Below are 12,366 nucleotides of genomic sequence, written 5' to 3'. Positions count from 1 at the left end.
GCTTCCCGGACCATGGACACCGACACTCACCTCCGCCACCTCCGCCGCGAACTCGACGCCTTCCGCGCCTGCCTGACCGGTGATCTCGGCGCTCCGGTCACGACGTGCGGCGACTGGACGCTGCACGACCTCGCCGAGCACTTGGGACGGTCGAACGCGTGGGCAGCAGTGGCCGTGGCCGAGCGGCACGGCGACCACCAGGAGCCCGCGGCGCCTCGGGAGGCGGCGGCACTGCGGCCGTGGTTCGACGAGCGCGCCGCGCGGCTGGTCGCCGCGCTGGAGGGCGACCCGGCGGCACCTGCCTGGACGTTCGCGGAACGTCCGCCACACACTGTCGCCTTCTGGCGGCGGCGCCGCGCCTTGGAGACGCTCGTCCACCGCTGGGACGCCGAGCTGGCGCTCGGTGCGCCCGCCCCGCTCGACGCCGAGCTGGCGGGTGACGGCGTGGCGGAAGTGTTCGACACCATCGCGCCGCGTCAGATAGTGCGCGGCCGCGCCGCGGCACCCACATACGCGCTCCGCCTGTACGCCACGGACACGGGGGTTTCGTGGACGTACGGGCCGGGCGCGCCGGTCGCCACGCTCGCCGCCCCGGCGGAACGCCTGCTGCTGACGCTGTGGGGGCGGCTCCCCGCGGGCGGCGGCGCCTGGGAGGGCGACCGGGAGGCGGGGCTGCGGATGCTGCGCACCGCGTTGGTGCCCTGAGGCGAGCAGCCGGCCGCTCCTAAGTGGCGGCGGCCGCGTCGTCGAGTGTGCGCAGGACCTCCGCCGTGTGGTCGTCGAGGGGGAAGAAGAGCTCTATGGCCAGCTCGGAGAGGGTGACGTCGTTGGGGGCGCCGATCACGGCCATCGTGCTGAAGAGGGCCAGCTCGCCGTGCGGGGTGCGGAAGCGGAGGGGGACGACGGCCTCCGGGGTGCGGCCCTCGTCGGTGTGCGTGGTCGCCGCCTCCGGAGGACCGTAGGCGCGCACCTCTTCGTACAGCGCGCGCAGTTCCGGGTCGCCGGTGGCCTCGGACTCGCGTTGCAGCCGCTCCAGGAAGTGGCCGCGTACTTCGGGGAAGTTGGTGCAGTGCGCGGCGAGCCCTTCGGGGTGCAGCGCCATGCGGGCCACGTTGGCCGGGGGCGCGAGCAGTTCCGGGGGCACGCCGTCCAGGAGGACGCCCATGGCGCGGTTGCCGGTGACGACGTTCCAGCCGCGGTCGACGACCACCGCCGGGTACGGCAGATGGCTTTCCAGCATCATGTCCAGCGCGCCGCGTACGGACCGCAGCCCCTCGTCCTCCAGCGCGCTCTCCCGATAGGCGGGCGCGTAACCGGCCGCCAGCAGCAGGCTGTTGCGCTCACGCAGCGGTACGTCGAGGTGGTCGGCGAGGCGCAGAACCATCGCGCGGCTGGGGCGGGCCCGGCCGGTCTCCACGCAGGACAGGTGCCGGGCGGAGCTGTCGGCGCGCAGCGCCAGTTCGAGCTGGCTGAGCCGGCGGCGGCGCCGCCAGTCCCGCAGCAGCGTGCCGACGCGCGGCCGGTCGGTCGGCGGGGCGTCGCGAGCGAACGGTACTGCTGGCTCGGCTAGTTCGGCGGTCATGGCCTTGAGCCTAACCGCGCCGGTCGCGGCGTCCATGACCTCGGAGGTCATTGCCCGCGCCACCTGCCCCTTGCCACCGTTCGATGCGTACGACCGCCCCGTACGGACCACTCCGCTCGGACCATCCCGTACGACCGTTCCGTACAGACCGCCCGTACGGACCGCCCGTACGCACGCACCGTCACAGGCCAAGGAGGCCCGCATGACCACCTCGACCTCGACCTCGAACACGACCTCGTCCCGCACCGCTCCCGGCAGCCGCCCCGACGGGGACGCGTCCTGGTTGCTGCGGACGGTGCTGCGGATCGACAGTGCGAGTACGGCCGCGTTCGCCGTGCTGATGCTGGTCACCGCTGCGCTGACCGGCACCCCGCTGGGGATGCCACGCGGGATGGCGGTGGTGTCCGGGTGCGGGATGGTGTGCGGCGCGGCGGCGTTCTGGCTGCTCGCCCGGCAGCCGGTGCTGCCGTACCGCCTCGTGGCCGGCGCGATCGTACTGAACGCCGTGTGCGGCGCCGCGTTCGCCGTCCTGGCCTGCACCGACCTCGTCCCGCTGACCGGCTTCGGTCGGCTGTTCCTGGGCGCGGGTACCGTGATCGTCGCGGTCTTCGCGGAACTGGAGTACGTGGGCCTGCACCGCATCCGCCAAGCGGCGCACGCCGCCCGGGCCCGTACCGCCTAGGCTCGCCTGGGCGACAGCCGCAACGTCAAAATCTGGAACGGCCGCAGCGCGACAGCCACCCTTCCGCCCTCCGTCACCGCATACGGCGGCGCGTCGGCAAGCGGCCGTTCCAGCAGGTCCGTGGCGTACGCCTCCGCCACCGGGAAGCCCGCCGTGAGCGTGGCAGAGGCCCGCCCGCCGGCCGCTTCGTACAGCCGCACGACGACATCGCCGCCGCGGTCCTCGGCGAGCTTGACCGCCTCGACGACCACCGCGTCGTTGTCCACGCCGACCAGCGGCTCGACCGCCCGGGAGCCGGGCACCGTCCGCTCCGGGAGGTTGATCCAGTGCCCCTCGCGCACCGCGTCCAGCGTGCCCGCACCGAGCGCCAGCCCGTACCGCAGCCGGTGCCGGCCCTGGTCGGTCTCCGGGTCCGGGTAGCGCGGGGCGCGCAGCAGGGAGAGCCGGACGGTCGTGGTCTGGCCGCCGTCGGCGCGTACGTCGCGGGTGACGTCGTGCCCGTACGTGGAGTCGTTGACCAGCGCGGCGCCCCAGCCGGGCTCCTCGACCTGGATCCAGCGGTGTGCACAGATCTCGAACTTGGCTGCCTCCCAAGAGGTGTTGGTGTGAGTGGGCCGGTGAACGTGCCCGAACTGGGTCTCGGCGGCGGACCGGTCGGCCTTCACGTCCAGCGGGAAGGCGGCCTTGAGAATCTTCTCCTTTTCGTGCCAGTCGATATCGGCGGCGATTTCGAGGGTGGCGGAGTCCTCACGGAGCGTAACGACCTGCGTGACCGTGGAGTTCCCGAACGCACGACGGACCTCGACCGTGGCCGCGTCGGGCCCGTCGGCGATCAGCCGCAGCTCCTCCACCTCGGTCAGATCGGTGACGCGGTGCCGGTAGAAGGCGTCGATGTCCCACGCGTCCCAGAAGTTGGGCAGGTCGGGATGGAGCTGGAGGAGGTTCGCGGCCCGGCCCGGCGCCAGTGCCTCGCGGCGGGCGCGCAGGTCGTACGCGGAGACCAGCAGCCCACGCCCGTCGATCTCGGCACGCAGCACCCCATTGGCGAGGACCCACCCGCCACCAGGGCGCTCGACCGCGCTGACCGCGCCGGCCTCCATGCCCTCCACACCCTCGATGCCCTCCACGGCACGTCCGGTGACCGCGCGGGCCGCGCCGCCCGCCGGTACTCCGTTCCGTGCATGCGGCGCCCCGTTGAAGACGATCTCGTCGCTGCCGGGCCCGGCGAGCGCCCGCTGCGCGCCGTCGACGATGTCCCGCAGCTCGGCGTGGACCCGCGCGTAGGTCTCCCGGGCCTCCCGATGCACCCAGGCGATCGATGAACCGGGCAGGATGTCGTGGAACTGGTGCAGCAGGACCGTTTTCCACAGCCGCTCCAGTTCTTCGTACGGATACGCGTACTCCGGTACGCGGATCGCGGCGGTAGCCGCCCACAGCTCCGCCTCGCGCAGCAGTGACTCGCTGAAGCGGTTGCCCTGTTTGGTCTTCGCCTGCGAGGTATACGTGCCGCGGTGCAGCTCCAGGTACAGCTCGCCGACCCATACAGGTGCGGCGTCCGCGTACTCCTCGTGCGCCTGCTCGAAGAAGGCGGCGGGTCGCTCGATCGCGACGCGCGGCGAGCCCTCCAGGTCGCGGCACCGTGCCGCGCGCGCCAGCATCTCGCGCGTCGCGCCGCCCCCGCCGTCGCCGTGCCCGAAGGGGACGAGGGACCGGCTCCCGCGGCCCTTCTCACGGTAGTTGCGCGCCGCGTGCGCCAGCTCCCGGCCGCTCAGCTCGGAGTTGTAGGTGTCCACGGGCGGGAAGTGGGTGAAGACCCGGGTGCCGTCGATGCCCTCCCACCAGAAGGTGTGGTGCGGGAAGGCGTTGGTCTGGCTCCAGGAGATCTTCTGGGTGAGGAACCACTTCGCGCCCGCGAGCTTCACCAGCTGGGGCATGGCCGCGGTGTACCCGAAGGAGTCCGGCAGCCAGACCTCCTCGGTCTCGATCCCGAACTCCTCCAGGAAGAACCGTTTCCCGTACAGGAACTGCCGGGCCATGGCCTCCCCGCCGACCATGTTGGTGTCCGACTCCACCCACATCCCGCCGACCGGCACGAACTGCCCGGCCGCAATCTTCTCCTTCACCCGTGCGAAGACCTCGGGCCGGTGCTCCTTGATCCAGGCGAGCTGCTGCGCCTGCGACATGGCGAAGACGAACTCCGGGTGCTCGTCCATGAGCGCGGTCATGTTGGCGCAGGTACGGGCGACCTTCCGGACGGTCTCGCGCAGCGGCCACAGCCAGGCGGAGTCGATGTGGGCGTGGCCGACCGCGCTGAGACGGTGCGCGGAAGCGTGCGCCGGCGCGGCGAGCACGGCGGCCACCTCGGCGCGTGCGCCCTCGGCCGTACCCGGTACGTCGTCGATGTCCAGGGCGTCCAGGGCACGTTCGAGAGCGCGCAGAATCTCATGGCGGCGCGCGTCGTCCGCCGAGAGCTGTTCCATCAGCCCCCGCAGTACCTCCAGGTCCTGGATCAGCTCCCACACGGCGGGCTCGAAGACGGCCAGATCCAGGCGGTTCAGGCGGTAGAGCGGCGCGTCACCGGAGGTGAGCCGGTCGCCCTCGTAGGTCGGCCGCTGGCCGTTGAGTACCGGATTGGCGGCGGCCTCGACGTACAGCTCGACCTCCTCACCGCCCGCCACCCGGTCGCCGATCCGCACCCAGTCGTTGCGCGGATGGAGCCCCTTCACCGCCTCGCCGTCCGCCCGGTACACCAGCCCCTCGCTCTGGAAACCGGGGCTCATCCGCTCGAACCCCAGGTCCAGTACGGCCTCCACGGTCCGGCCCGCCCACTCCTCCGGCACCCGCCCGGTCAGCCGGAACCAGCTGGTGCCCCAGGCCGGTCCCCACGCCTCGCCCGCCGCTGCCGGCGCGTACGGCGCGGCCAGCCCCTCGGCGACCGGCACCGGCTCTCCGGGCGCGTCCCAGCGGCCCACGGACAGCGGCACGGACGCGCTGTACAGGGCGGGCCTGACGCGCTCTTCGAGTACGCGGCGGAGGCGGTGTTCCACGATGCTGCGGTCGTCGTGCATGCGGCTGCTCCGGTGGGTGCGTGGGGAGACCCGGCGAGTACGGCCCTGCCTCCAGCCTGCCCGGCGGAGGCGCGGAGCCATGCACGGCGCGCCCGCAGGATGCGCCTCGCACCCGCCGTACCGAGTGGTCCACGCCATTAACCCGTGCGGCGGGATTGCGCATTGCAACGGGCCGCCGGAAACGGTGGGGTCGCCTCTATGACAGCCTTCAAGGATCTGGCGCCGCGTCCGTTCAAGGGCCTGCCCCCGCGTCGTCTGTTCAAGAATCTGACCCCGCGTCGCACAGCCCCGGCCGCCGTCGCCGCCGCTGCCGCCCTGGCTCTGACGGCCCCTCAGGACGCGGCCGCCGTCGACGCGGCAGGCAGCTACGCCCGGCCGATCACCGCGCCCTACCACGTCACGGCGCGGTACGGCGTGCCCGGCGACTGGGCCGCGGGGCACCATCCGGGCGTGGACTTCGCCGTACCGACCGGCACCCGCGTCCGTTCGGTGGGCTACGGCACGGTGGTGCTGGCCCGCCGCTCCGGCGACTACGGGAAGGCGGTGACCGTTCGCATGCGCGACGGTCACTACGTCGTGTACGGCCACCTCTCCCGGATCGCCGTCAAGAAGGGCCGCCATGTGGGCCCCGGCACCCGGCTGGGCTCCAGCGGCTCGACCGGCCGCTCCAGCGGCCCGCACCTGCACTTCGAAGTACGCAATGCCCGCGGCTACGGCAACGACATCAACCCGATGCGGTACCTGTCCCGGCACGGCGTACGGATGCGCTGACGCGGTTGAGCGGCGCGGACAGGACCCCGCGGAGAAACGGGTGTTGCGCGCGGTCCAAGCGGTGCTCCCGGGTTGGCCGATCTGCGCCCACCGAATTCATGCAGCCGTATGCCCAACGCTTTTTACGTTTATCTCCGCGGCCCCAATAGTCGACCCATGACGACCGGCGGCGGGATTTTCCGGAGGGCGGTCTGCGCCCGGCGACCGACGCAACTGGCCTGGTCCGGCGGCCCAAGCAAGGGCCGCCGGACCAGGCCGAGCCGCCCACCAGCGGCGCACACGGCCGCTCAGCATATTTACTCAAGGGCCTTCTATTGCAGAAAAACATGAACCGGTCGGCATTCCCGACGTCCGGAAAATCAAACTCGAATTACCTGGATGCCACGTTTCTTTACGGCTTTTTCTTCGTTGACGGAGTATGCCTGAGACAACCATTCCGCGAATGCGGCAACTCGGTGGCTGGCACCTGAGTTCCGCAGTCGCCGCCGGCCGCCCGGACGTCCATCTGGAGCGCGCCGGGCAGCGCGTACGGCTGGAGCACACCGGCGACCTGCTGGAGGTGCTGCTCTCGGCCCTCGACGGGATCGAGGCCGGTCTGGGGCCTCGGGACGGCGCGGAGCGCTCGCCGCGCATCAGACGGTAGGAGCCGTCACCGGTCCGGCCGCCAAGCGGCCCGCACCGGCCTCCCGCCCGGTCCCGGTCCCATCGATCCCACGAGAGCCGACGTGTACGACACTCCCCAGGCCCCCTTTCCGTCCGGTCCCGCGCACCCGGGAGGCACCGGCTATCCGGACGGCCCCGGATACCCGGGCGGCAGTACTGGATACCCGGACGGCTCCGGGCGGCACCGGATGCCGCGCCAGACCGCCGACGGGCTCGACGCCCCCACCGGCCTCGACGGCATGCCGCTCTTCCGCGACGACATGATGCTCGGCCCCGACGACATGGCACTCGGCCACACGTCGGACGGCTGGGACGCCGCCGTGGTGGAGGAGCTGGAAGGGGAGCTGGCGCAGCTCCTGGAGACGGCCGAGCAGCCCGTGGTGACGCCGCAGCCCACCCCGGCCGTGCCGCCCACGCGGCACCGCAAGACCTCCTTCCTCCGCGCCCACATCGCCACCTGGACCTGGCAGCGTGTGCTGAGCCTGGTGTCCGTGACGCTGACGGCCCTGATCGTCATCGCGGTGAGCATCCTGGGCGCCCTCGCGTCCTACCCCTCGCTCCGCGCTCTGGCCGGCGGCGTCGCGCCGCGCCACATCGCCGATCTGTGGCCGCTGCTGATCTACGGCCCCTGGATCGCCGCCACGCTGTCCATCCTGCGGGCGCGCGCCTACCGCCGCCGTACGGCGCAGTCCTGGCTCGTCGTCATCTTCTTCGCAGCCGTCGCCATGCTGCTGTGCATCGCCCACACCCCCGCGACGCCGGCCGGCATCACCGTGGCCGGACTGCCGCCCGTGACCGTCCTCCTCTGCTTCCACCAGCTCGTCCGGCAGCTGGACCTCTCCCCCGCGCCCCAGGTCATCACCCGCCACGCCCAGAACACCAAGGGCGGCAGCCACCGCCAGCGCGTGGGGTCCTGAGCACCACTCGCCCCGCCGCGAGCACCCCGCTCGATACGTATACGAAAGAACCCCTGCCGGAGTTCCCGGCAGGGGTTCTGATGTCTGTGGACCTGAGGGGATTCGAACCCCTGACCCCCTCGTTGCGAACGAGGTGCGCTACCAGCTGCGCCACAGGCCCTTGCGACGAGTGAAACTCTAGCATCCTTGCGGCCGTGCTCGGAAATCGCTTCCGGCGCTGGTCAGGAGTGGCGGGTCACTCGTTCGCCGCCCGCGGGCGGTCCAGCCCCTCGTCCGCCGGAGCGGCGAACTGGTCGAAGAGCGGGGTACGGCCGCGGCGGCCGCCGGCGGGGCGCTCCCGGCCCGCCGCCGGGCGGGGGTCCGCGTCCGCGGCACCGGCGCCCGCGCCCGTTCCGGCGCCGGCCGACGGGGCCGCGGCGGCACCGTCCGCGGGCGCGCCCGTTCCGCCCGCCGTGCCGGACCGGGCGGAGCTCCAGGCGTCGTCGGCGGACAGATCGACATGGCCGTTGGCGCGCGGCGCCACGGGGGCGGTGACGTACGTCGGCAGCGGTACCGGGACCGGCTCCCAGCCGTCCCCGCCACGGCGGCCCCGGGGGCGCTGCGGATCGGCCCACTCCGTGTGCCCGCCCTGCTCGACAAGAGGGTGACGACCCGCGCTCGGGGTCGGCTCGGGGCGCACCGGCTCAGGCGCGGGGCCGGCCGGTTCGGCGGGGGTCTCGTCGGCGGGCGGCCGGTGGCCCGCCTGCGGAGGGCGGGCACGGCCCTCCCGCAGCCGCTGAGCCGCGACCTCGGCCCCCCGCTGGTCCATCGTGAAGGCGAACCGGCGGCGCTCCTGGAGGCGGAGGTACACGATGTACGCGCTCAGCAGGGCGGCGGGGACGCCGGGGGCCCACAGGAAGGTGATGCCGCCCACTCCGGCGACGACCGCGCCGACGGTGAAGACGAGGAAGAGGACCGTGATCGTACGGCGGCGCCGCGCGAGGACCCGGGCCCGCTTCGTGCGCTCGGCGGACGAAGGCCGCGGGGGCGCGGTGGCGTGCGAAGCCGGGCCGTGCGGCTGGACGGCCGTGGGTGCGGCCTCGCGCTCTTCGGGGGCGCGGGTGTCCGCCCCTGGTGGGCGGTCCTCGTCCGCGGGCGTGCTTACTGACCGGACGCCGGCCGCGTCGGCCGGGGCGTCCGGGTCCCGTTCCCCGCTCGCATCGTCGGCCGCGCGCCCTTCCTGCCCCTTGGCGTAACGGCGTTCCATCGCCGCCCTCCCGGACAGGAGCCGGATGGCGGTACTGAAACGCTCCGTAGGACGGGCCTCATTGAGTTCGTCCTGCCTACGGAGCCACATCGGCACCAAGTAGGCGGCCCAGGCCCCGACGATGACTGCGTAGATGAGGCCGCTGCTGCTCACGCCTCACACGGTAGAGGGGTTTGAGCGGGGCCATCCGCCAATTGAGCCGGTGTGTCGCACGATCTGGCTGATATCTCGAACTTTTTTTGTGATTGTTGCGATCAGCGCACTACGAATGTGGCGAATTGATGGATTAATTCGAACAGATTTTTTATTTGTGGGATGTCCCGGGGGTGCCCGGCTTCTCGCGGTGCCACCGGGCCAGCAGCCCGCCCGGCACCTCCTCGGCCGTCAGCGCGAAAACCAGGTGGTCACGCCAGGCGCCGTCGATGTGGAGATAGCGCGGCCGCAGCCCCTCCTCACGGAAACCGAGCTTTTCCACCACCCGGCGGCTGGGCACGTTCTCCGGGCGAATGCACACCTCGATGCGGTGCAGTCCGACCGTACGGAAGCAGTGGTCGACGGCGAGCGCGACCGCGGTGGGCATGACACCGCGCCCCGCTACGGCCTCGTCGACCCAATAGCCGATATGGCCCGAACACATCGATCCCCAGGTGATCCCGGCGACCGTCAGCTGGCCGGCCAGCCGGCCCTGGTACTCCACGACGAACGGCAGCATCCGGCCCGCGTGCGCCTCCGCCCGGAGGTGCCGCACCATCTGACGGTAGGTCGGCCGCTGGACCGGTGGCGCGCCGGGCGGCGCGGGCGGGATGGTGGCCTCCCACGGGCGCAGCCAGTCGCGGTTGCGCCGGTTGACCTCGCGCCAGGCCCGCTGGTCGCGCAGCCTTATCGGGCGGAGGGCCGTGTCGCCGTCCGCCAGCTCCACCGGCCAGGGGGCGTTCAGTGCGTACTCCCGGCCGGTCTGGGGTGGTCGCCGCCGCGCAGCTGGTCGACGGCGTGGACGAGCAGGCGCTCCAGTACGGCCAGGCCGTCGCGGACGCCCCCTGTGGAGCCGGGCAGGTTCACGACGAGGGTGCGGCCCGCGACGCCCGCCAGCCCCCGCGAGAGCGCCGCTGTGGGCACCTTGGCCAGGCCCTCGGCCCGGATCGCCTCGGGGATGCCGGGCACTTCGTAGTCCAGCACCCGGCGGGTCGCCTCCGGGGTGGCGTCGGTGGGCGAGATGCCCGTACCGCCGGTGGTGACCACCGCGTCGAAGCCGCCGGCCACCGCGTCGCGCAGCGCGGCCTCCACGGGGTCGCCGTCCGGAACCACTCGCGGGCCCTCGACCTCGAAGCCGAGCGCGGTGAGCGCCTCGGCGATGAGCGGGCCGCCCTTGTCGGCGTAGACCCCGGCGGCGGCCCTGTTGGACGCCGTCACGACCATGGCCCGGTACGGGCGTGCGGGGGCTGCCGGGGCGGAGTGCGCGCTCATGCGCCGGCCTCCGCGCCGCCCTCGCGCACCCAGTCGCCCGACTTGCCGCCGCTCTTCTCCTCCACGCGTACGTCGGTGATGACCGCGCCCTTGTCGACGGCCTTGACCATGTCGATCACGGTCAGCGCGGCCACGGTGACCGCGGTGAGCGCCTCCATCTCCACGCCCGTACGGTCGGTGGTCTTCACCGTCGCCAGGATCTCCACGGCCTCGTCGGCCACCGACAGCTCCACCTTCACGCCGGAGACGGCCAGCGGGTGGCACAGCGGGATCAGATCGGGCGTGCGCTTGGCACCCATGATGCCGGCGATACGGGCGGTGGCCAGGGCATCGCCCTTGGGGACGCCCTCGCCGCGCAGCAGTTCGATGACCCGCGGCGCCACCAGGACCCGGCCACTGGCGCGGGCCGTGCGCGCGGTGACGTCCTTCTCGGATACGTCGACCATGCGGGCCGCGCCCGCCGCGTCGATGTGGGTGAGGTGTTGCTGGCCGCTGCTCATCGTTCTCCTGGTCCGGACCGTGCCGCGCCTGTGCGACGACACCGTACCCGCAGCGGCGGACCGTCACCCGGGCAGCCGGGCGCTACGGGAGAAGCGGGCCACCCGGGGGCGCCAGCGCGCCACCCGGGTCGGCCGCCCCACCTGAGGAGCGGCTATCCGAGGAGGACCACGTCCACCTCGTCCCCCGCGGCGACCTCCGTGACGTCCTCGGGCACCGCGATCAGGCAGTTGGCGTGCGCGAGCGCCTTGACCAGGTGCGAGCCCGCGCCGCCCACCGGGGTGACCGTGCCGGACACCGGGTCGTGGCGGCCGCGCAGGAACTGCCGCTTGCCCTGGGGCGAGGAGGTGATGTCCTGCGTGCAGCGGGCCCGCTCGGTGTACCGGTGCACGTCCTGCAGGCCCATCAGGGCGCGGATGGCCGGGCGGACGAACAGCTCGAAGGACACGTAGGAGCTCACCGGATTACCGGGCAGCGCCAGCAGCGGGGTGCGGTCCGGGCCGATGAGCCCGAAGCCCTGCGGCTTGCCCGGCTGCATGGCGAGGCGCCGGAACTCGACGCTGCCCTCCTCGCCGGAGAAGTCCGCCAGCGTCTCCTTGACCACGTCGTACGCGCCGACGCTGACGCCGCCGCTGGTGACGACGATGTCGGCGCGGATGAGCTGGTCCTCGATGGCGGCGCGCAGCGTGTCGGCGTCGTCGGCGACCGCGCCGACCCGGTAGGCGAGCGCACCGGCGTCCCGGGCGGCGGCGGTCAGCGCGAAGCTGTTCGAATCGTGGATCTGGCCGGGACCCAGCGGCTCGCCCGGCTGGACCAGCTCACTGCCGGTGCCCATGACCACGACACGGGGGCGCGGCCGCACCTTGACGGTGGCGCGTCCGATGGCGGCGAGCAGGGCGATCTGCGGGGGCCCGAGGACCGTGCCGGCGGCCAGCGCGGGCTCCCCTGCGGAGACGTCGCTGCCCCGGGCCCGTACGTAGGCGTGCGCCTCCACGGGGCGGTGCACCCGGACCTCGCCGCTCGCGCCGGCCGGGTCGGTGCTGCGGGCGCGCATCGTGGTGGCGGGGCCGCCTCCGGTGCCGCCGTCGGTCCACTCCACGGGGACGACGGCCTCGGCACCCGGGGGCAGCGGGGCGCCCGTCATGATGCGGGCGGCCTCGCCGGGCCCGACAGGGGGCAGGTCGCCGCTGCCGGCCGCGACATCGCCGATCACGGTGAGGGTGGCGGGGTACGCCTCGGTGGCCCCCGCCACGTCGGCGACGCGGACGGCATAGCCGTCCATGGAGCTGTTGTCGAAGGGGGGCAGCGCGACGGGCACCGTGACGTCCTCGACCAGGACGCAGCCCTGCGCGTCCAGCAGCTGCAGCTCGATCGGCTCCAGCGGGCGGATCTTGGACAGGACGTCCTGGATGTGGTCGGCCACCGACCAGACGCGGTCGGGTTGGCTGGTCCGGTCGGTGGTGGCGCTCAAATCC

12 protein-coding genes and 1 tRNA gene are annotated in these 12,366 nt (G+C 73.0%); 5 read left to right on the top strand and 8 right to left on the bottom strand.

The genetic code is table 11. The features are described from left to right. Nucleotides 1-12 precede the first annotated feature (12 nt). Nucleotides 13-705, top strand: a complete 693-nt coding sequence (locus AB0I82_RS27030) for a maleylpyruvate isomerase family mycothiol-dependent enzyme (protein ID WP_363259919.1) — start codon at nt 13-15, stop codon at nt 703-705. A 19-nt stretch (nt 706-724) separates the two neighbouring features. Here the strand turns inward: AB0I82_RS27030 and AB0I82_RS27025 are convergent, their stop codons facing one another. Beyond that, nucleotides 725-1,813: a helix-turn-helix transcriptional regulator gene (locus AB0I82_RS27025; RefSeq protein ID WP_363259917.1), complete on the bottom strand. Its 1,089-nt coding sequence runs from the start codon at nt 1,811-1,813 to the stop codon at nt 725-727. Here AB0I82_RS27025 and AB0I82_RS27020 point away from each other — a divergent pair. After that, nucleotides 1,785-2,264 carry a hypothetical protein gene (locus AB0I82_RS27020; protein ID WP_363259916.1) on the top strand — a complete coding sequence of 160 codons (480 nt, stop codon included), beginning with the start codon at nt 1,785-1,787 and terminating at the stop codon, nt 2,262-2,264. The two genes, AB0I82_RS27025 and AB0I82_RS27020, sit on opposite strands and share 29 nt — an antisense overlap. Here AB0I82_RS27020 and AB0I82_RS27015 read toward each other — a convergent pair. Beyond that, a complete protein-coding gene (locus AB0I82_RS27015) occupies nt 2,261-5,332 on the bottom strand; it encodes a glycoside hydrolase family 38 C-terminal domain-containing protein (protein WP_363259915.1) in 3,072 nt (1,023 codons plus the stop codon). The two genes, AB0I82_RS27020 and AB0I82_RS27015, sit on opposite strands and share 4 nt — an antisense overlap. A gap of 198 nt (nt 5,333-5,530) precedes the next feature. On the opposite strand from AB0I82_RS27015, the gene AB0I82_RS27010 reads away from it, so the two are divergent. The 3 genes from AB0I82_RS27010 to AB0I82_RS27000 all read left to right on the top strand — a co-directional run bounded on the left by AB0I82_RS27010 (nt 5,531) and on the right by AB0I82_RS27000 (nt 7,683). After that, the gene (locus AB0I82_RS27010; RefSeq protein ID WP_363259914.1) at nt 5,531-6,103 is read left to right on the top strand and encodes a M23 family metallopeptidase; all 573 of its coding nucleotides are present in this window, start codon (nt 5,531-5,533) and stop codon (nt 6,101-6,103) included. Between the two features lie 442 nt (nt 6,104-6,545). Further along, a complete protein-coding gene (locus AB0I82_RS27005; RefSeq protein WP_363259913.1) occupies nt 6,546-6,746 on the top strand; it encodes a hypothetical protein in 201 nt (66 codons plus the stop codon). Between the two features lie 82 nt (nt 6,747-6,828). After that, nucleotides 6,829-7,683 (top strand): DUF2637 domain-containing protein, encoded by an 855-nt coding sequence (locus AB0I82_RS27000; RefSeq protein WP_363259912.1) that lies wholly within the window; start codon nt 6,829-6,831, stop codon nt 7,681-7,683. An 87-nt stretch (nt 7,684-7,770) separates the two neighbouring features. On the opposite strand, the gene AB0I82_RS26995 is transcribed toward AB0I82_RS27000, so the two are convergent. The 6 genes from AB0I82_RS26995 to glp all read right to left on the bottom strand — a co-directional run bounded on the left by AB0I82_RS26995 (nt 7,771) and on the right by glp (nt 12,362). Beyond that, nucleotides 7,771-7,843: transfer RNA gene (locus AB0I82_RS26995), tRNA-Ala, on the bottom strand. A 75-nt stretch (nt 7,844-7,918) separates the two neighbouring features. Beyond that, a complete protein-coding gene (gene glpR / locus AB0I82_RS26990) occupies nt 7,919-9,082 on the bottom strand; it encodes a gephyrin-like molybdotransferase receptor GlpR (RefSeq protein WP_363259911.1) in 1,164 nt (387 codons plus the stop codon). A gap of 151 nt (nt 9,083-9,233) precedes the next feature. Further along, on the bottom strand, nt 9,234-9,848 hold the full coding sequence (locus AB0I82_RS26985; RefSeq protein WP_037799145.1) for a GNAT family protein: 615 nt from the start codon (nt 9,846-9,848) through the stop codon (nt 9,234-9,236). Between the two features lie 14 nt (nt 9,849-9,862). Continuing rightward, nucleotides 9,863-10,393 (bottom strand): MogA/MoaB family molybdenum cofactor biosynthesis protein, encoded by a 531-nt coding sequence (locus AB0I82_RS26980; RefSeq protein ID WP_363259910.1) that lies wholly within the window; start codon nt 10,391-10,393, stop codon nt 9,863-9,865. After that, complete coding sequence (gene moaC / locus AB0I82_RS26975) at nt 10,390-10,893, bottom strand: cyclic pyranopterin monophosphate synthase MoaC (RefSeq protein ID WP_363259909.1); 504 nt, start codon at nt 10,891-10,893, stop codon at nt 10,390-10,392. The genes AB0I82_RS26980 and moaC overlap by 4 nt, the downstream gene beginning before the upstream one ends. A gap of 152 nt (nt 10,894-11,045) precedes the next feature. Continuing rightward, nucleotides 11,046-12,362 carry a gephyrin-like molybdotransferase Glp gene (gene glp / locus AB0I82_RS26970; RefSeq protein WP_363259908.1) on the bottom strand — a complete coding sequence of 439 codons (1,317 nt, stop codon included), beginning with the start codon at nt 12,360-12,362 and terminating at the stop codon, nt 11,046-11,048. Nucleotides 12,363-12,366: the final 4 nt, after the last annotated feature.

The organism is Streptomyces sp. NPDC050315 (assembly GCF_040655775.1).
Taxonomy (GTDB): Bacteria; Actinomycetota; Actinomycetes; order Streptomycetales; family Streptomycetaceae; genus Streptomyces.
The sequence above is the reverse complement of the archived record's forward strand: the minus strand, read 5'-3'. Positions and strand labels throughout refer to the sequence as shown.

What these genes read in the sequence shown, in the direction of transcription:
- AB0I82_RS27030 (WP_363259919.1), top strand. Translation starts at nt 13, where the DNA reads ATGGACACCGACACTCACCTCCGCCACCTCCGCCGCGAACTCGACGCC.
- AB0I82_RS27020 (WP_363259916.1), top strand. Translation starts at nt 1,785, where the DNA reads ATGACCACCTCGACCTCGACCTCGAACACGACCTCGTCCCGCACCGCT.
- AB0I82_RS27015 (WP_363259915.1), bottom strand. Translation starts at nt 5,332, where the DNA reads ATGCACGACGACCGCAGCATCGTGGAACACCGCCTCCGCCGCGTACTC.
- AB0I82_RS27010 (WP_363259914.1), top strand. Translation starts at nt 5,531, where the DNA reads ATGACAGCCTTCAAGGATCTGGCGCCGCGTCCGTTCAAGGGCCTGCCC.
- AB0I82_RS27005 (WP_363259913.1), top strand. Translation starts at nt 6,546, where the DNA reads ATGCGGCAACTCGGTGGCTGGCACCTGAGTTCCGCAGTCGCCGCCGGC.
- AB0I82_RS26980 (WP_363259910.1), bottom strand. Translation starts at nt 10,393, where the DNA reads ATGAGCGCGCACTCCGCCCCGGCAGCCCCCGCACGCCCGTACCGGGCC.
- moaC (WP_363259909.1), bottom strand. Translation starts at nt 10,893, where the DNA reads ATGAGCAGCGGCCAGCAACACCTCACCCACATCGACGCGGCGGGCGCG.